This is a genomic window from Hansschlegelia quercus (genome assembly GCF_004310425.1).
GTDB classification, from domain to species: Bacteria; Pseudomonadota; Alphaproteobacteria; order Rhizobiales; family Methylopilaceae; genus Methylopila; species Methylopila quercus.
The window spans coordinates 271,816-292,214 of record NZ_SIUB01000003.1 but is presented as its reverse complement, the minus strand read 5'-3'; the positions used below and the strand labels follow the sequence as shown (position 1 = coordinate 292,214).

Sequence of the window (20,399 nt, the reverse complement as noted above, 5' to 3'; positions counted from 1 at the left end):
GCCGCGTTCATGGTTCGCGTACTGATCTACCTCGCCCTCGTCGCCATATTCGCCTTCGGGGCGATCTGGGTGGTGGACCGCCCCGGCGAACTTGTCATCGACTGGCAGGGCTATCGCGTCGAGACCAGCGTGGCCGTTGCAGCCGCCTTCGTCGCGGTCGTCGCTGGCGGCGCGGTGGTCCTCTGGAACGTCATGCGCTGGATTCTTGCGGGGCCTGAGGCCTTCGCCCTGTTCCGCCGTAACCGTCGCCGCTCGAAGGGTTACGAGGCGATCGCGCGTGGCGTGGTCGCCGTCGGCACCGGCGACGCCCGCCGCGCCGGCAAGGAAGCCGACGAAGCCCGCCGCCTCCTGGGACGGGAGCCGCTGACGTTGGTGCTCGCCGCGCAGGCCGCACAGCTGTCCGGCGACCGCGCTGGCGCCGAGGCCGCGTTCCGCGCCATGACCGATCAGCCGGAGACCCGATCGCTCGGTCTGCGCGGCCTGTTCATCGAAGCCGAGCGCCGAGGCGACCGGTCGCAGGCCAAGCAGATCGCCGAGGAGGCCGCCCGTCAGTCGCCGGACGCGCCGTGGGCCGGGCAGGCGCTGTTCGACTTCCAGTGCGCGGAGCGCGATTGGGCGGGCGCGCTCGCCACGCTTGAGCGGTTGTCCGCCAACCGGCTGATCGAAAAGCAGGATGTCCGCAGGCGCCGCGCCGTGCTGCTCACCGCGCAGGCCGGCGACGCCGCTGCTTCGGACGCGCCGCTCGCCATCCGCGAGGCGCGCGAGGCGCACGGCATCGCGCCCGACTTCGTCCCCGCCGCCGTTCTTGCCGCGCGGCTGCTGGCCGAGCAGGGCGACGCCAAGAAGGCGATGAAGATCGTCGAGACGACATGGAGCAAGACGCCTCATCCCGATCTCGCGGAGGTCTACGTCCACGCCCGGACGGGCGATCCCGCGCGCGACAAGCTGAAACGGGCGCGCACGCTGTCCGAGCGCTCGGGCAACGATCCGGAAGGTCTCTATGCGGTAGCCCGAGCTGCGCTCGCCGCGCGCGAGTTCGAAACGGCCCGCGGCGCTGTCGACCGGCTACTCGGCATCCGTCCGACGGTCCGCGCCTGCATGCTGATGGCTGAGCTGGAGGAAATTCAGGGTGACGCCGGGCGCTCGCGCGAATGGCTCGCCCGCGCGCTTCGCGCGCCGCGCGATTCCGCTTGGGTCGCCGACGGCGTCGCAAGCGAGATCTGGGCGCCGACCTCGCCCGTCACCGGCCGGCTTGACGCCTTTGTCTGGAAGATGCCGGTCGAGGAGACTCGGCCGAAGCTCGCGGCCGACGCCTGGCTCGACGAGGCTCCCGCCGAAATGCGGCCGATCGAGGCCGGCGCGACGCCTGCGCTGCCCCGCGAGATGCCGGCGCTCAGCGACCCTGCCGACGCGCCCGCGCCCGCGCCCGAGCCGGCTAGCGCGCCGCCGAAGCCCGCGACCGTGATCGACGCGAAGCCGACCGCAGCGCCTGCTTTGTCGCTGAAACCGGCGTCCGCCCCGGCAAAGCCCACCGCCACCGTGTTCCCGCTGTCCCGCGCGCCGGACGATCCAGGCACGAACGGAGCGGAACCCGCCGACGCGGCCTCCGGCAGCCGGAACTTCCCGCCCCGCGCGGGCCTCTGACGGCGCGCACGCCTTGCATCCGACGCGCTCTTTCGCTAGAGGGAGCGCCGTCGCCGCAATAGCTCAGCTGGTAGAGCACGTCATTCGTAATGACGGGGTCGGGGGTTCGAGTCCCTCTTGCGGCACCACGCCCTTCTGCGCCGGACCTTCAGGGCGTCTGACTGTCCAATCACGCTAGAACTTTCAAGCTCACCCGCGTTCGGGCGCAGGGACAACCTTTCGACGCCACTTAAGCCCTGGAGACGATAGATCGATGTTCGACGCCCTGCGCCACTTCTTGGGCGATCTCGCCGGCGTCGGCGAAGCCGATCATTTCGCGGTGGACGACTATCGCGTGGCGGCGGCGGCCCTTCTCGTGAGCATCGTCAACATCGATGGAGTCGTCGAGGAGTCCGAGCGGGCGGCGCTGCACGACGTGCTGAAGACGCGCTTCGGGCTCGACGAGCGGCAGACGGCGGAGCTGATCGAAGCCGGCCGTAACCGCGAGGCCGAAGCCGTCGACATCTACGCCTACACCAGCGTGCTGAAGCGCTCGCTCGATGCGGCCGGCCGGGCCGAGATGGTCGAGATGATGTGGGAGATCGTATTCGCCGACGGCGCGGCGCATGAGCTCGAAGACAACGTCGTATGGCGGGCGGCGGAGCTTCTTGGCGTCTCAACCCGCGAGCGCGTGGATCTCAAGCGGCGGATCGCGGCTCGACCCCGCCCGGTCGGCGCCGTCGAAGGCTGACGCCTTTCCCTCTCGCAAAATGCAACCCGCTCCCAGAATGCGACGCGCATTGCGGGCTGGCGGATTGGCGATCGCTATATGCTGAAGGTCGCCTCGCTATAGCCGCCATATGTTGTGTCACAGCCGCAGAATAGCGGTTGGCAAGGCGCTTGCGATCTTGTGATCAGCCGGATCTGGTTCTGCGTACCGGCATCGGTTCGGACGGGAGAGGGGCTTTTTCGACCCTCGGTCTCTCTCCCGCTTCCGGGCGCGCGTCGCCCTCGACTTCCCTGCCGTCAGGCGGTCCGCGGCCGCGATCCGAAGATCGCGCTGCCGACGCGGACATGGGTCGCGCCGAAAGCCGCGGCTTCCGCGAAGTCGGCGCTCATTCCCATCGACAGTCCCTTGAGCCCATTGCGCCGCGCGAGCTTGTCCAGCAGCGCGAAATACGGGGCGGGCGGTTCGTCGGCCGGCGGAATGCACATCAGACCCTCGATCTCGAGGCCGATCTCGTCGCGCATCGTGGCGACGAAGGCATCGACCTCGCTTGGCGCCACGCCGGCCTTCTGCGGCTCCTCGCCGACATTCACCTGCACGAAGAGGCGCGGCCGCTTGTTCTGGAGCGCCATCTCTTTGGCGAGCGCCTCCGCGATCTTTGGCCGGTCGACCGTGTGGATCACGTCGAACAGAGCGACGGCCTCGGCCGCTTTGTTCGACTGGAGCGGCCCGATAAGATGCAGTTCGACGCCGTTATAGCGCTCGCGGAGATCGGGCCATTTGGCCTTCGCTTCCTGCACGCGGTTCTCGCCGAACAGACGTTGGCCGGCGATGAGCGCAGGTTCAATCTCGTCGCCCGAAAAGGTCTTCGATACGGCGATCAGCGCGATCTCGCCCTCGGTTCTCCCGGCCGTCCGTTCTGCCCGGCGCAAAGCGTGGCGCACGGCTTCGAGGCGGGCGGGAATGTCGTCTTCGGCGGGCATGTCGCTCATTCCCGGCTCATAGCACGCCGGCGCGGACGGGGAAGCGCCTCTTCGGTTGACCGGTTCCTGCGTTCGCGCCAAGGTCCGCGCGTTTTCGCGGGCCGGTTCCGGCCTCCGCGCGACCCTTGCAGGATACGGCAAATCTCTCATGACGACTGAGCGCTACAACGCGCGCGAGGCTGAGCCGCGCTGGCAGGCTGAATGGGAGAAGCGCAAGCTCTTCGAGACTGCGGCGACGAGCGAGAAGCCGCCTTATTACGTCCTCGAGATGTTCCCCTACCCGTCCGGCCGCATCCATATGGGCCACGTCCGCAACTACGCGATGGGCGACGTGGTGGCCCGGTACAAGCGCGCCAAGGGATTCGACGTCCTGCACCCGATGGGCTGGGACGCGTTCGGCCTGCCCGCCGAGAACGCCGCGATGGAGCGCAAGGTCCATCCCAAGGCCTGGACCTACGAGAACATCGCGACCATGCGGAGCCAGCTCAAGTCGATCGGGCTGTCGCTCGACTGGAGCCGCGAGATCGCGACCTGTGACCCGGACTATTATGCGCAGCAGCAGGCGCTGTTCCTCGATTTGCTGGAGGCGGGCCTCGCCTATCGACGCAAGTCCAAGGTGAACTGGGACCCCGTCGACAATACCGTGCTTGCGAACGAGCAGGTGGTGGACGGCCGCGGCTGGCGCTCGGGCGCGCTCGTCGAGCAGCGCGAACTGACGCAGTGGTTCCTGAAGATCACCGACTTCGCCGAGGACCTGCTGGGCGCGCTCGACGATCTGCCGCGCTGGCCGGAAAAGGTCCGGACCATGCAGAAGAACTGGATCGGCCGGTCCGAGGGACTGCTGGTCCGCTGGGCGCTCGCCAATCCCGCCGACGCGACAGAGATCCAAGTCTACACGACGCGGCCGGACACGCTGTTCGGCGCGAGCTTCCTCGCCGTCGCAGCCGACCACCCGATCGCCGCCGCGCGCGCCCAAAGCAACCCCGCTCTGCAGGCCTTCATCGAGGAATGCCGGCGCGCGGGCACGAGCGCGGCGGCGCTCGAGACGGCCGAGAAGATGGGCTACGACACCGGCCTCAAGGTCCGCCATCCGTTCGATCCCGCGATCGAGGTTCCGGTCTACGTCGCGAATTTCGTGCTGATGGACTACGGCACGGGCGCGATCTTCGGCTGCCCCGCCCACGACCAGCGCGACTATGATTTCGCGTCAAAGTACGGCCTGCCGATCGTTCCGGTCGTCGCGCCGCAGGGCGCGGACGCGCAGGCCCTGGTCGCGACGCACGCCTATGACGGCGACGGCGTGATGATCAACTCGCGCTTTCTCGACGGGATGACCACCGACGCCGCCTTCGAGGAGGTGGCTCGTCGGCTTGAGTCCGCGACGCTCGGGAATGCGGCCGTCGCGGAGCGCAAGGTCAACTGGCGCCTGCGCGACTGGGGAATATCGCGACAGCGCTATTGGGGCTGCCCGATCCCCGTGATCCACTGCGAGTCCTGCGGACCGCAGCCCGCGCCGCGCGACAGCCTGCCGGTGTTGCTGCCCGACGACGTGAGCTTCGACCAGCCGGGCAACCCGCTCGACCGGCACCCGACATGGCGCGACGTCGCCTGCCCCGCCTGCGGCGGACCGGCGCGGCGCGAGACGGACACGATGGACACCTTCGTCGACTCGTCCTGGTACTTTGCGCGCTTCACGGCGCCCCGCGCCAAGACGCCGACGGAGAAGACCGTGGCCGGCCGCTGGCTGCCGGTGGACCAGTATATCGGCGGCGTCGAGCACGCGATTCTGCACCTGCTGTATTCGCGCTTCTTCACGCGCGCGATGAAGACGACCGGGCATGTCGGCGTCGACGAGCCGTTCGCCGGCCTCTTCACGCAGGGCATGGTGGTCCACGAGACCTACAAGGATGCGGCAGGCGAGTGGATCGCGCCGGCGGAGATCGCGATTACCGAAGCCGACGGCGTTCGACGCGCTGCGAAGATCGGATCGGGCGAGCCGATCGAGATCGGCGCGATCGAGAAAATGTCGAAGTCCAAGAAGAACGTCGTCGACCCCAACGACATTCTGGAGACCTACGGCGCCGACACGGCGCGCTGGTTCATGCTGTCCGACAGCCCGCCCGAGCGCGACGTGATCTGGACCGAGGCCGGCGTTGAGGGCGCCAGCCGCTTCGTGCAGCGCGTCTGGCGACTCGCGAACGAGGCCCCTATGGCCCCGGTCGAACCCGAAGCGTTTGGCGACGCCGCGACGGCGCTGCGCCGCATATCCCACGGCGCGCTTGCCCGCGTCGGCGAGGACATCGAGCGACTGCGCTTCAACCGCTGCGTGGCGGCGGCGAACGAGCTCGCCAACGCGCTCGGCCAGTCGCTGGCGAATGCGCCCTCGCCTGAATCTGACTTGGCCTTCGCGCAACGCGAGGCGGCCGAGCATCTCGTGCGGATCGTTTCGCCCTTCATGCCGCATCTGGCCGAAGAAGCCTGGGCTGCGCTTGGGCATGAGACGCTGATCGCCGAAAGCGCGTGGCCCAAGGCCGACCCGGCTTTACTCGCGACCGACACCGTGACCCTGCCGGTTCAGGTCAACGGCAAGAAGCGCGACGAGATCGTTGTCTCCCGCGAGGCCGACTCCGCGTCGATCGAGAAGATCGTGCGCGAGCTCGCGGCGGTCACGAGCGCGATCGGCGACAAGCCCATCCGCAAGATCATCGTGGTTCCCCAGAGGATCGTGAATGTCGTCGCCTGAGCCCCGCCGCCTCGCGCGCCTCGGCGCGGCCTTCGTCTGTTCGCTCGCCCTCGCCGGCTGCTTCCGCCCGGTCTATGGCGGCGGGGCCGCGACTGTGACTGCGGACAAGACCGTCTCCGGCGACGTCGAGACGCGGATGAAGTCGGTCGACGTGAAGCCGATCGAGGGCCGCGTGGGCGGTAAGCTCCGCAACGAGCTGATCTTCCTGCTGCGCGGCGGCGCGGCCAAGGGCGCGACGGCTTACCGGCTTGAGATCTCGCCGCTGATCGAGGATGGCCAGTCCGCCGTCGTCGACCCGCTGACCAACGTGCAGGAGACCCGCACGATCTCGCTGCGGGCGACCTTCAGGCTCTATCCGGCAGGCAGCCTCGACCCGATCTTCACCGCCGACACGGTTGCGATCGCCACCTATTTCTCCGGGCTCCAGCGCTTCGCCAACGTGCGCGCGGCCCGCGACGCCGAAGACCGCGCCGCGACCCAGATCGCCGAGCGCATCCGCACCCGCGTACAGGGATACTTCGCTGCGGGACGGTGATCGTCGGACGTCATGGTCCGGCTCGACCGGACCATCGATATTCAGCGTAGAGCTCGACGCCCAAGATCATCCTCCGGCCGAGCCGGAGGATGACGGCCTTCAGGCCGTCACTTCTTCGCGCGCTCGATCGCTTCGAGGATCATCCTGTGGGCTTCGGAGATGTCGCCCCAGCCGAGCGCCTTGACCCACTTGTCGTGCTCGAGATCCTTGTAGTGCTCGAAGAAGTGCGAGATCTGCTCGAGCGTGATCGGCGGCAGGTCGGAATAGTTCTTCACGCTGTCGTAGCGACGGGTGAGCTTGGACGACGGCACCGCGAGGATCTTCTCGTCGACGCCCTTTTCGTCCTCCATCTTGAACACGCCGACCGGCCGGCAGCTCATCACGGCGCCCGGCGCGATCGCGCGGGTGTTGACGATCAGCACGTCGATCGGGTCGCCGTCGTCGGACAGCGTGTGCGGAATGAAGCCGTAATTCCCGGGATAGCGCATCGCCGTGTAGAGGAAGCGATCGACGACCAGCGTGCCGGCTTCCTTGTCGAGTTCGTACTTGATCGGCTCGCCGCCCAGCGGCACTTCGACGATCACGTTGACGTCGATCGGCGGGTTGGAGCCGATGGAAATGGCATCGATACGCATGGACGTCCTCAATTGGCGCGGCCCCGTCTCTCTAGCCGAGCGTGCTCTCCGCAGGCAACCATAAGACGAACGGATGGTTAGTTCTGCGGGCGACACTCTACCGGTCGAGGAAGCGCTGCCGGCCCTGCTGACGGCGCTCGATGCGGGAAACGCCGCCGTGCTCGTCGCGCCGCCCGGCGCCGGAAAGACCACACGCGTTCCGCTTGCTCTTCTCGACGCCGGTTGGCGCGGAGACGGCAAGATCCTCGTGTTGGAGCCGCGACGGCTCGCCGCCCGCGCCGCGGCGAACCGCATGGCGGAGACGCTCGGCGAGCGCGTCGGCGAGACGATCGGCCTCAGGGTTCGGCTCGGCTCCAAGATCGGGCCGCGGACCCGGATCGAGGTGGTCACCGAAGGCGTTTTCGCGCGGCTGGTGATCGCCGATCCCGAACTGACCGGTGTGGCGGCGGTTCTGTTCGATGAGTTCCACGAGCGCTCGCTCGACGCGGATCTCGGCTTGGCGCTCGCGATCGACGCGCAAAGCGCCTTGCGGGAGGACCTCCGCATCCTCGTGATGTCCGCTACGCTCGACGGCGCACGGGTCTCGCGATTGCTTGGCGGGGCGTCCGTGGTCGAGAGCGCCGGGCGGGCCTACCCTGTCGACACCCGCTACGTCCCTCGGGACCCGCGCAGCCGGATCGAGGATTCCGTCGCGGCCTGCGTGCGGCGCGCGCTGGCCGAAGAGCGGGGCGGCGCACTGGTGTTCCTGCCTGGCCGCGGCGAGATCCGTCGCGTCGCCGAGCGGCTGGAGGACCTTGGCCCCGGCGTCGAAATCGTCGAGCTTCATGGCGGCCTCGATCCGCGCGCGCAGGACCGGGCCGTAGCCCCGGCCAAGCCGGGCATCCGCAAGGTCGTGCTTGCGACGTCCATCGCGGAGACCTCGCTGACGCTTCAGGGCGTCCGCATCGTCATCGACAGCGGGCTCGCCCGCGAGCCGCGGCACGAGCCGGCGCTCGGACTGACGCGGCTCGAAACGGTGAAGGCCTCGCGCGCAGCAGTCGACCAACGCCGCGGCCGCGCGGGCCGCACGGAGCCGGGCGTCTGCTACCGGCTCTGGGAGGAGGCGGCGACCGCCGGCCTCACGCCCTTCGCGCGGCCAGAAATCCTGTCGAGCGACCTCGGCGGCTTCCTGCTCGACCTCGCGGCCTGGGGCGTGACCGACCCCTCCTCCCTGTCTTTCCTGGATCAGCCGCCGGCGCCTGCGATCGCCGAGGCGCGGAACGCCCTCACGACGCTGGGCGCGCTCGACGCTGAAGGGCGGATCACCGCGCGCGGCCGCGCCTTGCGCGACATTCCACTGCCGCCGCGGCTCGCCGCCATGCTGGTCGACGGCGTTGCGGCGGGCGACGGTCCGCTCGCCGTCGAAATCGCGCTGCTCGCGGTCGAACGCGGACTCGGCGGAGATTCGCCGGATCTCGGGGAACGGCTCGAGCGCTTTTCGCGCGAGCGCGGACCACGAGCGGAGGACGCGCGGCGGCTGGCCCAGAACTGGCTCCAGACCGCTGGTGGCAAAACCGGCCGCGCCGACCACCACCGGGCGGGAGCGGTCGTCGCGCGCAGCTTTCCGGACCGGATCGCCAAGGCGCGCGGCGGACGCGCCGGCGCCTTCCTGCTCGCGAACGGCCGCGGCGCCGCCCTTGACGGCGCAAGCCCGCTGTCCCGCTCGGCGTTCATCGCGGTGCTCGACATGACCGGCGTGGCGCAAGAGGGTCGTATCCTCCTCGCGGCGGCGCTTTCCGAGGAAGACCTCGCCGAGGCGGCGGGCGACCGGATCGAGGAACGCGTCGAGACGGCCTTCGACCCAGCCTCAACGGCGGTGCGCGGCCGCAGCCTGCGACGGCTCGGCGCGCTGACGCTCGCGGCGCATCCTGTTCCGGTGACGCCCGGCCCAGAGACCGCGGCGGCGCTCGCCGAAGGGATCGCCGCGCTCGGCCTCGACCGGCTGCCCTGGAGCCGGGCCGCGCTCGCGCTGCTCGCCCGTGTGCGGTTCCTGAGCTCCGCCGAGCCCGAGGGCGACTGGCCGGACCTGTCGGAGACGCGCCTGCGCGAGACGGCGCAAGACTGGCTGGCGCCCTTCATTCCCGACGCGACCGCGCTTCGTGACCTCATCGAGGACCAGGTCGTCGCGGCCGTCGAGGCGCTCGTGCCGTTTGCGCTCCGCCGCCGGCTCGACGCAGAGGCGCCGACCCACTTCGAGACCCCCGCGGGCTCGCGCCTGCCGCTGGATTACGAGGGCGAAGACGGGCCGGCGCTCGACGTGCGGGTGCAAGAGTTGTTCGGGCTCGCCCGTCACCCGGTCATCGCCGGCGGCCGGTTCCCTCTGACGCTGCGGCTGCTGTCGCCGGCCCACCGGCCGATCCAGGTGACGCGCGACCTTCCGGGCTTCTGGCGCGGCTCCTGGCGCGAGGTGCGCGCGGAGATGCGCGGCCGCTACCCGCGCCATCCTTGGCCGGAGGACCCGGCCGCCGCGCTGCCGACGACGCGGGTCAAGCCGCGCGGGACCTGACGCGTCAGGTCACACCGAGCACAAACAGCCAGAACGAGACGCTGACGACCGACAGCGCGGTCGAAACCGCGACCGCGGCTGACGCCGTGGCCTCCGCGACCCGGTAGCGGGCGGCGACGAGATAGGCGTTGATGCCCGACGGCATGGCGGCGAACAGCACGGCGACGCCGGCCCAGACCGGCGGCACGTCGAGCGCGTGGAAGGCGAGAATCCAGACAACGAGCGGGTGCACGATCAGCTTCAGCGCCGAGATCGTCATCACCGCCTTCAGGTCGCTCATGAAGCCGAAGCGCTTGAGCGCAAGGCCCATCGCGACCAGCGCGCAGGGGCTCGCTGTCGCGGCGAGCTGGTCGACCACCGACCTCAGGGCGCCGGTCGGCTGCAGATCGAACCGCTGGGCAGCAAGACCGGCAAGCAGCGCCAGCACGATCGGATGAGTGGCGATCGTCGTCAGCAGGCGACGGGCGACGGCGAGGGATACCCCGCCGCCTTCGGCTGTCTCGATCAGCAGCGTCGCGACCGACATCATGATCGGCAGATGGATCGCGAGCAGCAGGAACAGCGGCGCGGCGCCCGCGTCGCCATAGACGTTGAGGATCAGGGGCACGCCGACGAGCACGGTGTTGGATTGGGCGGCGGAAAAGCCGTGTACCGCGGCCTCTCGCGCGTCGCGTCCGAGCAGTCGGCGGGCCGCGAACATCGCCATCGACCAGGCGACCGCCACGCCGCCGAAATAGGCGATCCAGTAACCCCATGGATCTTCGGAAAGCGGCCGGCCGTCGGAGAGGGTCCGGAAGATGAGCGACGGAACCGCGATCAGGAAGACGTAGTCCGAGAGCCCGTCGCCCGCTCTCTCGCCGAGCAGGCGCAGCCGCCCGGCGACATAGCCGAGGCCGATCAGGCCGAAGGTGGGCAGGACGATTGCGAGCAGTCCGGTCATCATCGGGACGCATGCGGCGCCGCGTCGCGGCGGTCAACCTGATGGCGCGCAGCGCCTGTTTCGGCGCCAGCCTTAGCTGATCTTTAAAGCCCCTCCAGCCACGGTCGAACGCATGACCTCCGAACCCAGACTCCGCGACGGCTCGACCCTAAGGCGTCACGACGGAGCGGTTCGGCCGCTTTCCGCGAGCGAGCGTAAGATCGAGGAAGCCGCCCACGAGATCCGCACGCCGCTCGGCGGCCTGCTCGCGCTCGCCGACCTGCTGCTGGCGGAGGATTTGACCGACGCCGCGCGCGGTCACGCCGAGGCCATGAAGGACGCGGCCCGCCACCTCTTTGGCGTCGCGACCACGCTGCTCGGCGGCGCCGAGACCGGCGCCGCCTCGCTCGGCATGAGCCGGTTCCTCGACCGGACCGTCCCGCCGATCGCCGCGCGCGCCGCCGTGCAGAGCCTGAGCTTCCAGTTGCTCCGCGGTCCAGGCGTGCCGGAACGGGTGACGGCCGACGAGAGCTGGCTTCGGCAGATCATCGACAATCTCGCCGACAACGCCTTGCGCGCGACGCGTTCGGGCGGGATCGAGCTTGCCGTCGACTGCATCGGCGAGGATGCGAACAGCGCGCTCGTCCGCTTCGCCATACGCGACACCGGGCCAGGCCTAGGCGATGACCCGAAGGCGCTGTTCGCCCGCTATGCGCAAGGCGACGAGCCCGGCGCCGCCGGCATCGGCCTGTCGCTGGTGGCGCGGCTCGCCCATCGCATGAGCGGGCGGCTCGAAGCCGCCAACCGTCCCGAAGGCGGCGCCGAAGTCGCGGCGGTGGTGCGCCTCGCGACGCAGTCCGAGCCCGTGCGGCACGCGGGCGCGCAGCTCAAAATCCTGATCGCCGAGGACAACATCGTGAACCAGCGCGTGGTCGCGACGATCCTCAACCAGTTCGGCCACGACTACGACATCGTCGGGGATGGCGAGGCGGCAGTCGCGGCGGCTTCGACGGGCGCCTACGATCTCGTGCTGATGGACGCCGCGATGCCGCACCTCGACGGATTGCGAGCGACGCGACGGATCCGGTCGATGGACACGCCGGCGGCGGACGTCAGGATCGTCGGCGTGACCGCTCGCGCCTTCGCGCACGAAATCGCGGACTTTATCGCGGCCGGCGCGGACGCGGTCGTGACGAAGCCGATCTCGATCGCCGAGCTCTGGCGCGTCATCGGCGCGGACGTCCGCAAGGCCGGCTGAGCGGCGGTCAGTTCCAGCGCTTTATGCCGCCTTCTCGCCGGCGCCTTCCGCGATCCTGACGATGTCGGCCATGATGGCGGTGAGGTCGAAATTCTTCGGCGTATAGACCGCCGCCACGCCCATCGCCTCGAGCTCGCGCTCGTCTTCCGGCGGGATGATGCCCCCGACGATCACCGGCACGTCGTCCATCCCGTCGCGGCGCATCCGGTCCATCACCTCCCGCACCAGCGGCAGATGCGAGCCGGAGAGGATCGACAGGCCGACGACGTGGACCCCCTCCTCAAGGGCCGCGTTGACGATCTCTGCCGGCGTCAGGCGAATGCCCTCATAGACCACCTCGAAGCCGCAATCGCGGGCGCGCACCGCGATCTGCTCGGCGCCGTTGGAATGGCCGTCGAGGCCGGGCTTGCCGACCAGCAGCTTCAGCCGGCGACCGAGCGTGGCCGACGCCGCCTCGACGGAAGCGCGAACTTCCGCAACCCCCTCGCCCGCCGTGACGTCCCGGGCCGCGCGGCCGACGCCGGTCGGCGCGCGGTACTCCCCGAAGATCTCGCGCAAGGTCGCGCCCCATTCGCCCGTCGTGACCCCGGCCTTGGCGGCCGCGATCGACGGCTCCATGACGTTGCGGTCTTCCTTCGCGGCCGCCGCGAGGTCCGCGAGCGCCTTGTCGACGGCCTTCTGGTCTCTGGATTCGCGCCAGGCATTCAGGCGCTCGATCGCCTCCTGCCCGACGCTTTCCGGCACGACCTGGATGGAGCCGGAGCCGGTCGACAGCGGCGAGGGCTCGGTGCTCTGATATTTGTTCACGCCGACGACGATCAGTTCGCCGGACTCGATCGCAGCGAGCCGCCTTGCGTTCGACTCCACGAGCCGGCCCTTCATGTAGCCGGCCTGCACCGCCGCGATCGCGCCGCCCATCTCATCGATGCGGGCAAGCTCCTCGCGCGCTTCGGCTTTCAGCGCCTCCACCTTCGCCGCCATCACCTCGGAGCCGTTGAAGATGTCGGCGTATTCCAGAATGTCGGTCTCATAGGCGAGGATCTGCTGGGCGCGCAGCGACCATTGCTGGTCCCAAGGGCGCGGCAGGCCGAGCGCCTCGTTCCACGCCGGAAGCTGCACCGCGCGGGCGCGGGCGTCACGCGACAGGGTCACCGCCAGCGTCTGGATCAGGATGCGGTAGACGTTGTTCTCGGGCTGGGGCTCGGTGAGCCCCAGCGAATTCACCTGCACGCCGTAGCGGAAGCGACGGCTCTTGGCGTCGGTCACGCCGTAGCGGTTCAGCGTGATCTCGTCCCAAAGATCGACGAAGGCCCGCATCTTGGCGATCTCGGTCACGAGCTTCATGCCCGCGTTCACGAAGAACGAGATGCGCTGCACCGTTGTCGCGAACGTCTCCCCGTCGGGATCGGTCGCCTTGACCTCGTCGAGCACCGCGATCGCGGTGGCGAGCGCGTAGGCGAGCTCCTGCACCGGCGTCGCGCCGGCCTCTTGCAGATGGTAGGAGCAGACGTTCATCGGGTTCCACTTCGGCATCGCCGAAGTTGTGAAGGTGATGACGTCGCGGATCAGCCTGAGCGACGGCGCTGGCGGGAACACGTAGGTCCCGCGCGACAGATATTCCTTGATGATGTCGTTTTGGGTCGTGCCCTGCAGCGTGGCGCGGTCGCCGCCCTGCTCCTCGGCCTGCGCCACGTAGAGCGACAGCAGCCAGGCGGCCGTCGCGTTGATCGTCATCGAGGTGTTCATCTGGTCGAGCGGAATGCCGTCGAACAGCGTCCGCATGTCGCCGAGATGGGACACCGGAACGCCGACCTTGCCCACCTCGCCGCGCGACAGCACATGGTCGGGGTCGTAACCGGTTTGCGTCGGCAGATCGAAGGCGATCGAGAGCCCCGTCTGCCCCCTGGCGAGGTTGGACTTGTAGAGCTTGTTCGACTCGACCGGCGAGGAATGGCCCGCATAGGTCCGGAACAACCAGGGTTTGTCGGCCATGTCGCGCCTTCACGTGAGGAGGGCGCTTGAGGAAGACGCCCGCCCTTCCGTGTTTAGCCGACGTGTGCGGCGCCGCAATGGGCCGATCGTCTGAAGGGCGAGCTCACGACCGCGACCAATGCGAACCTGCTCCGGACGAGGAGTCGCCTTGGCCCTCGAACGGCGCCCAGGCTTGCGCCACGATGATCGCCGCCATCGGAGCGGCGTTCGGCCGGCTCACCGCGAACGGGACGGGCGGACTGGTCCGGAACACCGGGCCCAAGGAGGCCAGAACCGGAGCTGAAGGCGTGATCACGCGCAATGCGGGTTTCGGCGTCGCCATGGCGACGACCGGCGCCGGCTCGCTCGGGAGCGCGTTCGGGCCAATCGCCGGCCCCCGGACGGCGGCGACGATCGCCTCCGTTGCGGCGCGGTCCAGCTTCGCCGCCGCTGTCGCATGGGCGAGCGAAGCTAGATTCGCCTCGGGAGAGCCAGAACGGTTCCAGCCATAGAAGGCGTTGCCGCCCGCGACGAGGACATAGGTCTTGTCGTCGTTGCGGAACTTCACGTTCGCCGTGTGGAAAAAGGCGGCGTCGCCGGCGCCGGGATGACGGCGTCCCGCGAGCACGTCGTCGGCGACGCGCCGCGCCAGTTCCGCGGGCCGCTTCTCCGTCATGCGGCGCGTCAACACGCCCGGCGCGAACTGCAGTCGCTGCCCGACGACGCCGCAGATCGTCGATCCATATCGGCCGGACTCGAGCCGGTTCGCGACCACGGTTCCGACCGCGAGCATGCCGTCCTCGGAGCCGCGCTCCGACTCGAAATACATGGCTCTGGCCAGGCATTCGCGCGCGTCGGCGATCTTCGGCGATTTAGGCGCTCTGACGACCTTGGCGGATCTGGCGAAGTGATGGCGGCCGGCCTGGGCGGCAGGCGCGGCGCAGACGACGAGGGCGATCGCCGCTCCTACGCTCAAATTCGTTCGAAGTCGCAATGAGCCCAGAGCCTCCCGATCTGAAGGCCACGCCAGCTTCGATGAGCGGCGTGGCCAGGAACGGTCGTCAAAGACTCCGGAAGTGATCAGTCAATCAATACGTAGCGACCCTGACCCGCGGCGCCTTACTTTGGCCTCTTCGCGTCGGCCCGAAAAACGAAGCAGCGCTCCGGGCGCCCAAACCTCCGGGCGCCAAACTTCAAGCCAGCCCTTCTTCCGCGAGCGCCCGACGCGCCGCGTCCCGGTGCTTGTCGGTCATGTGCATGCGTATCGAAGCGAGCGCCGCGGCGAGAACGCTGGCGTCGTCGACGAAGCCCGCGACCGGAATAAAATCGGGCACGGCGTCGAACGGCAGGATGAAGTAGGCCAGCGCCGCGACCAGCGTGGCGCGGACGTGGAACGGCGTCTCGCGGTCGAAGGCGCAGTAATAGGCGGCGACCGCGTCCTCGGCGAAGGGCACCGACCGCGCGACGCGCCGCAGCGTCGGCCAAAAATCGCGCTTCACGCGCTCGAAGTTTGCATAGGCGCCGTCAAGAGCCATCGGATCCTCCTAGGGTATCCGAAGGTGGACCCGAAAGTGGGCGCCATCAAGCCTCGGGGGCATCCGCAGCGGCCTCGATCGCCTCCATGTCATCGTCGGACAGGCCGAGATGATGGCCGATCTCGTGAATCAGGACGTGGGTCACGATCGCGCCGAGCGCCTCGTCGTGCTCGGCCCAGTAGTCGAGAATAGGCCTGCGGTAGAGATGGACCACATTAGGCAGTTGGCCGGTGCGGGGCGTCGCCTCTCCTTGCGCAAGACCGATGCCGGTGAACAAGCCGAGAATATCGAACTCGCTCTCGGCGCCGAGTTCGCGACAAACCTCTTCGCTCGCGAAGTCGTCAATCTGGAGCGCGACGCCTCCTGCGAGCTTGCGGAACGTCTCCGGCAAGGCGACGAACGCCTCCTCCGCCAGGCGTTCGAACGCGGCCAGGTCGGGCGCGACGGCGCTGGCCCAATCGATCGACATCTCGCCTCCCAATGCGATTCGCGACCCGCGCGCGGCGTCATATTAGGCTTAAGATGTCGTCGAGGCATGGACGATCACTTTTTTGCGGAACCAATCCAAGTCGAACAGGTTTGATTGGTTACAAGCATGATGTCTAGGTGCGCCAAGTCGTGATTTACCGGGCGGCCACGATCGTCGAATTCTGAATAGTAAACTCGAAGCCGTGGCGCCGCCTGTTCCGTGAGCGAGCGCCCCTTTGTGAACCGGAATGATCGGCGCCGCCGGCGAACACTGGGCGGCGGCCGTCGATAGAGGGAGATACCTATGAAGAACCTGATGCTCTCCACCGCTCTCGCCGCCGGCCTCGGCGCGCTCTCGCTCGCTCCGGCGAGCGCCGCCATGATCGGCAAGGCTCCTGTCGCTGCGGCTCCCGCCATTACGGACGTGGCGTGCCGTACGGTCGAGAAGACCACCATGCGCAACGGCGTGCGCAAGACGGTGACCTCGCGCGAATGTGACGGTGACCGCTACGAGCGCGACCATGACCGCCGTTACATCGACCGCCGCGAGTATCGCGACGAGCGGCCCGGCATCTCTCTGCAGCTGCCGCGCTGATCCGCTTGAACGTTAAGGTCTGATTAACGCCCGGTCCGGAAGGACCGGGGGTTAATCTTGGCCAGACTTTTCGCGCTGCGATGGATCGACTTTGCGCGAACTGCGTTGTGTCGTGCCGGCCCCGCGATCTGCGGGTGAACGCGCCGTGAACGTCCGTCTCACGCTCAGTTCACGATCGGGATGCGACCGTTACGATTAAAGCCGGGGGATCAATGTCCAACCGGCCCACTGAGGAGATGACTATGAAGAAGTTCCTGCTGTCTGCTGGCTTGGCCTTCGGTCTCGGCGTCGTGGCCTTCGCGCCTGCCGAAGCGGCGCCGATCTCGACCCGCGCTGCCGTGGCCGCGCCTGCGTCGACCGCGGACGTGGACTGCCGCACGGTGCGCAAGACCGTCTACCGCAATGGCGTGAAGCGCGTCACGACGACTCGCGAATGCGACCGCGGCTATGGCGACCGCGGCTATGGCGACCGTCGCTATGGCGATCGCTACGACCGTCGCGGCCCCGGGTTCTACAGCGAGCGTCGCGTCGTTCGTCCGGGCTACGGCTACGACCGTCCCCGTCCGGGCCTCAACATCCGCGTTAACTGAACGCAACTCGGCCTTAACAGGCTTTAAAGATTTAAGGGGCTCGCCATCATCCGATGGCGAGCCCCTTTGCTTTAAGACGAGTAAGCTGAATGCTTGTTCATTAAAACTTTTGACTTGTAATCATCTGCTCCGCCTCAGTCCTTTCATTTTTTCGCCATGCATCCACGGGACCGTTCTCAAGAGCGGAACGATCCGCGCCTCTAGGAACGACCGAGATGAAGCTTTTCGCTCTTGGACTGGCGGCGGCGACGTCGGTCGCCGCCGCGCTTGCGGCAACCCCTGCCAGCGCCGGCGGCGTTTATATCGGCGTCGACGACGGCTACGGGTATTACCACCGTCCCCCGCCCCCGCCGATCTACAGGCCGCGCCCCTATTACGCCGCGCCGCGCCCGGTCTACTACGACGCGCCGCCGCGCCGGAGCTACTATGTCGATGAGCGGCCCGCGCGCCGCTGCAAGATCCGCGTCGAGCGCGATTGGGGCAGGTATGGCCCGGTCACCAAGCGCGTCGAGGTCTGCGACGACCGTTGGTGATGCTCCCTGCGACCGCCGCCTGATTCCAGCCGGCGGTCGCAAACGCTTCTTTTCCTGTGACCCTCGCGTTATGGTCCCCTGCGGGCCGGCCACGGGAGGATTGTTCTATGAAGATGCTGCTTGCGTCTGCTGCGTGCCTTGCAGCCCTCGCCGCGCCGCCGGCCTTGGCCGCGGATATGCCCGCCGGCTATCACCAGCGGACCGAACGCCGTGTCCTCTCGGAAGAACGCGTCGTGCGCGTCCTGCCGGTCGCAGGCAGAGCCGACATCCGCACGACGCCCTGGCTGCATTACGACGTTCGTCCGCAGATGATCTGCCGTCTCGCCTGGGAGAGCGACAGGCGCGGGCGCTATCCCGTCGAGGTCTGCGCCCGCTGGTGAACGGTCACCACGAGACGCTGCGGTCGATCGGAATGACGTAGCTTCGCCAAGGCGCGCGCTCGGCGATCCGGTCGTAGAGCGCAGCTGCCGGGTTGTTCTCCGGCACCATCCAGCGAAGGTGCATCCAGCCGCGTTCGACCCCCTCTTCGACAAGCCGCGCGATTAAGGCCTTCGCAACGCCATGCCCACGCGCCGACGGCTCGACGAACAGGTCGTCCAGTTGGCCGGCGCGCTTGCCGGAGATGGCTTCGGGCAGGTCGTAATAGAGGGCGAAGCCTACAAGCCGGCCGTCGAGTTCGGCGCCCGCGACGTTCGCCACAGGCTCGTCGTCCGACAGGAGCTTTCGCGCATAGGCCTCATCGGCCGCCTGGATGTCGCGCCGGAGCAGCGCCGCCGAATAGGCGGTGAGCAGCGGCGCGAAGCGTGGGGCGTCGTCGACAGCCAGCCGAGGGAGGATCACGAGGGGCATGGTGGTGTTTTAGCGCCGACGAGCCTCCTCCACCATGGCTCCGCCATGGTTCCCCTCCTCCGCAAGCGGAGGAGGGTCAAGAAGGAGCGCCCTCTGATCCTCCCCTCGAAGCGGGGAGAGGGAGGGGGCGAACGTTGCTAGACGCTTACCGCCAGTCGCGAATGTCGACGAACTTGCCCGCAATCGCCGCCGCCGCCGCCATGCTGGGCGAAACCAGATGCGTGCGGCCGCGAAAACCTTGACGGCCTTCGAAGTTGCGGTTCGACGTCGAGGCGCAGCGCTCTTCGGGCGCCAGCTTGTCCGGGTTCATCGCGAGGCACATCGAGCAGCCCGGCTCGCGCCAGTCAAAGCCCGCGGCCTTGAAGATCCGGTCGAGACCCTCGGCCTCCGCCTGCTCCTTCACGAGACCCGAGCCCGGCACCACCATGGCGCTGACATTGCCATTGACAGTGTGGCCCTCGACGACCTTCGCCGCTGCCCGCAGGTCCTCGATGCGCCCGTTGGTGCAGGAACCGATGAACACGCGATCGAGCGCGATGTCGGTGATCTTCGTTCCGGCCGAGAGGCCCATATATGCGAGCGCCCGCTTAATCGCGGCCTTCTTGGCCTCGTCTTCCGCGGCCTCGGGATCCGGCACGACGCCGGTGATGGACACGACGTCCTGCGGGCTCGTGCCCCAGGAGACGATCGGCGGCAGGTTTGCGCCGTTCAGCCGGACGATCCGGTCGAAGTGCGCGCCCTCATCGGTCCGCAGCGTGTCCCAGTAGCGGCGCGCGGCGTCCCAGTCCGCCCCCTTGGGAGCCATCGGACGGCCTTCCAGGAAGTCGTAGGCCTTCTCGTCCGGCGCGATCATGCCGGCGCGGGCGCCGCCCTCGATCGACATGTTGCAGACCGTCATGCGGCCTTCCATCGACAGGCCCTCGATGGCCTCGCCGGCATATTCCATGACGTAGCCGGTGCCGCCGGCGGTGCCGATCTCGCCGATGATCGCGAGGATCACATCCTTTGCGCCGACGCCTTCGGGAAGCGTCCCGTCGACGACGATGCGCATGTTCTTGGCCTTCTGCTGGATCAGCGTCTGGGTCGCGAGCACGTGCTCGACCTCTGAGGTGCCGATGCCATGCGCCAGCGCCCCGAACGCGCCATGCGTCGAGGTGTGGCTGTCGCCGCAGACGATCGTCGTCCCCGGCAGGGTGAAGCCCTGCTCGGGGCCGACGACGTGAACGATGCCCTGCCGCTTGTCGAAGGCGTCGTAATACTGGACGCCGAACTCAGCGGTATTCTCGGCAAGAGCTGCGATCTGGGCGGCGCTCTCCGGATCGGGGTTCGGCAGCGAGCGGTTCGACGTCGGCACGTTGTGGTCGACGACGGCGAGCGTCTTGTGCGGCGCGCGCACCTTGCGACCGGTCGCGCGCAGGCCTTCGAACGCCTGCGGGCTCGTCACCTCATGGACGAGGTGGCGATCGATGTAGAGCAGCACCGAGCCGTCCGGCTGACGATCGACGACATGGTCGTCGAAGATCTTGTCGTACAGGGTCTTGGGAGCGGATGAGTCGGGAGCGGGAGTCTCGGCGGCGGCCATAATTCGCCTCGGTTAATCTGGGTGTCCGGGAAAGCTGTTCGATCGCGCGAAGAGGCGCGAAGGCGGTCAGCCCCGGAGTCGGCTCGCGGTCGCCGAAAGGCGGCCATGGAACCGGGACGGCATGCGCGCGTGGTCGGTCAGGGCCGCGAAGCCCTCCGAAGTCAGCGCAAACAATCCCGTGCCTCGTCCGCTCATGCGCCGTCATATAGGTGGAGACCCCAACAAGTTGCAAACGTTGCGGCGAAGATTGGCGGCATTCCAGATCCGCGCGCGGCGCTTGACTTATGCGGCCGGCGCCTGACGTTTGC

19 protein-coding genes and 1 tRNA gene are annotated in these 20,399 nt (G+C 68.3%); 11 read left to right on the top strand and 9 right to left on the bottom strand.

What is annotated here, in order from left to right; genetic code table 11:
• Positions 1–9: 9 nt before the first annotated feature.
• The 3 genes from EYR15_RS08365 (at position 10) to EYR15_RS08355 (ending at position 2,374) form a co-directional block, all read left to right on the top strand.
• Positions 10–1,644: a heme biosynthesis protein HemY gene (locus EYR15_RS08365; protein ID WP_131002951.1), complete on the top strand. Its 1,635-nt coding sequence runs from the start codon at positions 10–12 to the stop codon at positions 1,642–1,644.
• Positions 1,645–1,696: 52 nt separating this feature from the next.
• Positions 1,697–1,772 (top strand) — tRNA-Thr (locus tag EYR15_RS08360).
• A 125-nt stretch (positions 1,773–1,897) separates the two neighbouring features.
• Entirely contained in the window at positions 1,898–2,374 is a 477-nt protein-coding gene (locus tag EYR15_RS08355; RefSeq protein WP_131002950.1) for a tellurite resistance TerB family protein, read from the top strand.
• A 275-nt stretch (positions 2,375–2,649) separates the two neighbouring features.
• Here EYR15_RS08355 and EYR15_RS08350 read toward each other — a convergent pair whose 3' ends face one another.
• Complete coding sequence (locus EYR15_RS08350; protein ID WP_131002949.1) at positions 2,650–3,342, bottom strand: YggS family pyridoxal phosphate-dependent enzyme; 693 nt, start codon at positions 3,340–3,342, stop codon at positions 2,650–2,652.
• A 139-nt stretch (positions 3,343–3,481) separates the two neighbouring features.
• Here EYR15_RS08350 and leuS point away from each other — a divergent pair, with 139 nt between their 5' ends.
• Both leuS and lptE read left to right on the top strand, forming a co-directional pair.
• Positions 3,482–6,076 (top strand): leucine--tRNA ligase, encoded by a 2,595-nt coding sequence (gene leuS / locus EYR15_RS08345; protein WP_131002948.1) that lies wholly within the window; start codon positions 3,482–3,484, stop codon positions 6,074–6,076.
• Positions 6,063–6,611 (top strand): LPS assembly lipoprotein LptE, encoded by a 549-nt coding sequence (gene lptE, locus EYR15_RS08340; RefSeq protein ID WP_131002946.1) that lies wholly within the window; start codon positions 6,063–6,065, stop codon positions 6,609–6,611. Before leuS ends, lptE begins: the two co-directional genes overlap by 14 nt.
• 107 nt (positions 6,612–6,718) lie before the next feature.
• Here the strand turns inward: lptE and ppa are convergent, their stop codons facing one another.
• On the bottom strand, positions 6,719–7,246 hold the full coding sequence (gene ppa / locus EYR15_RS08335) for an inorganic diphosphatase (RefSeq protein ID WP_131002944.1): 528 nt from the start codon (positions 7,244–7,246) through the stop codon (positions 6,719–6,721).
• Positions 7,247–7,319: 73 nt separating this feature from the next.
• Here ppa and hrpB point away from each other — a divergent pair, with 73 nt between their 5' ends.
• Positions 7,320–9,791: an ATP-dependent helicase HrpB gene (hrpB, locus tag EYR15_RS08330; RefSeq protein WP_131002942.1), complete on the top strand. Its 2,472-nt coding sequence runs from the start codon at positions 7,320–7,322 to the stop codon at positions 9,789–9,791.
• A 4-nt stretch (positions 9,792–9,795) separates the two neighbouring features.
• On the opposite strand, the gene EYR15_RS08325 is transcribed toward hrpB, so the two are convergent.
• On the bottom strand, positions 9,796–10,731 hold the full coding sequence (locus tag EYR15_RS08325; protein WP_131002940.1) for an AEC family transporter: 936 nt from the start codon (positions 10,729–10,731) through the stop codon (positions 9,796–9,798).
• Positions 10,732–10,843: 112 nt separating this feature from the next.
• Between EYR15_RS08325 and EYR15_RS08320 the strand changes: the two genes are divergently transcribed.
• Positions 10,844–11,968 carry a response regulator gene (locus EYR15_RS08320; protein ID WP_131002938.1) on the top strand — a complete coding sequence of 375 codons (1,125 nt, stop codon included), beginning with the start codon at positions 10,844–10,846 and terminating at the stop codon, positions 11,966–11,968.
• 21 nt (positions 11,969–11,989) lie between these two features.
• Here the strand turns inward: EYR15_RS08320 and EYR15_RS08315 are convergent, their stop codons facing one another.
• From EYR15_RS08315 to EYR15_RS08300, 4 genes are all read right to left on the bottom strand, one after another.
• Complete coding sequence (locus EYR15_RS08315) at positions 11,990–13,960, bottom strand: protein meaA (RefSeq protein WP_131002936.1); 1,971 nt, start codon at positions 13,958–13,960, stop codon at positions 11,990–11,992.
• Between the two features lie 103 nt (positions 13,961–14,063).
• Positions 14,064–14,801, bottom strand: a complete 738-nt coding sequence (locus tag EYR15_RS08310) for a cell wall hydrolase (RefSeq protein ID WP_417448568.1) — start codon at positions 14,799–14,801, stop codon at positions 14,064–14,066.
• 331 nt (positions 14,802–15,132) lie between these two features.
• Positions 15,133–15,474: a YkvA family protein gene (locus EYR15_RS08305; RefSeq protein ID WP_131002932.1), complete on the bottom strand. Its 342-nt coding sequence runs from the start codon at positions 15,472–15,474 to the stop codon at positions 15,133–15,135.
• Positions 15,475–15,520: 46 nt separating this feature from the next.
• A complete protein-coding gene (locus EYR15_RS08300) occupies positions 15,521–15,943 on the bottom strand; it encodes a metallopeptidase family protein (protein ID WP_131002930.1) in 423 nt (140 codons plus the stop codon).
• Positions 15,944–16,246: 303 nt separating this feature from the next.
• On the opposite strand from EYR15_RS08300, the gene EYR15_RS08295 reads away from it, so the two are divergent.
• The 4 genes from EYR15_RS08295 to EYR15_RS08280 all read left to right on the top strand — a co-directional run bounded on the left by EYR15_RS08295 (position 16,247) and on the right by EYR15_RS08280 (position 18,040).
• Positions 16,247–16,537 carry a hypothetical protein gene (locus EYR15_RS08295; protein ID WP_131002928.1) on the top strand — a complete coding sequence of 97 codons (291 nt, stop codon included), beginning with the start codon at positions 16,247–16,249 and terminating at the stop codon, positions 16,535–16,537.
• A 242-nt stretch (positions 16,538–16,779) separates the two neighbouring features.
• Positions 16,780–17,127, top strand: coding sequence for a hypothetical protein (locus EYR15_RS08290; RefSeq protein ID WP_131002926.1), 348 nt, complete (start codon positions 16,780–16,782; stop codon positions 17,125–17,127).
• A 215-nt stretch (positions 17,128–17,342) separates the two neighbouring features.
• Complete coding sequence (locus EYR15_RS08285) at positions 17,343–17,660, top strand: hypothetical protein (protein WP_131002924.1); 318 nt, start codon at positions 17,343–17,345, stop codon at positions 17,658–17,660.
• Between the two features lie 107 nt (positions 17,661–17,767).
• On the top strand, positions 17,768–18,040 hold the full coding sequence (locus EYR15_RS08280) for a hypothetical protein (RefSeq protein WP_131002922.1): 273 nt from the start codon (positions 17,768–17,770) through the stop codon (positions 18,038–18,040).
• A gap of 4 nt (positions 18,041–18,044) precedes the next feature.
• On the opposite strand, the gene EYR15_RS08275 is transcribed toward EYR15_RS08280, so the two are convergent.
• Both EYR15_RS08275 and leuC read right to left on the bottom strand, forming a co-directional pair.
• On the bottom strand, positions 18,045–18,509 hold the full coding sequence (locus EYR15_RS08275) for a GNAT family N-acetyltransferase (protein ID WP_131002920.1): 465 nt from the start codon (positions 18,507–18,509) through the stop codon (positions 18,045–18,047).
• Positions 18,510–18,654: 145 nt separating this feature from the next.
• Entirely contained in the window at positions 18,655–20,091 is a 1,437-nt protein-coding gene (leuC, locus tag EYR15_RS08270) for a 3-isopropylmalate dehydratase large subunit (RefSeq protein ID WP_131002918.1), read from the bottom strand.
• Between the last annotated feature and the right edge of the window lie 308 nt (positions 20,092–20,399).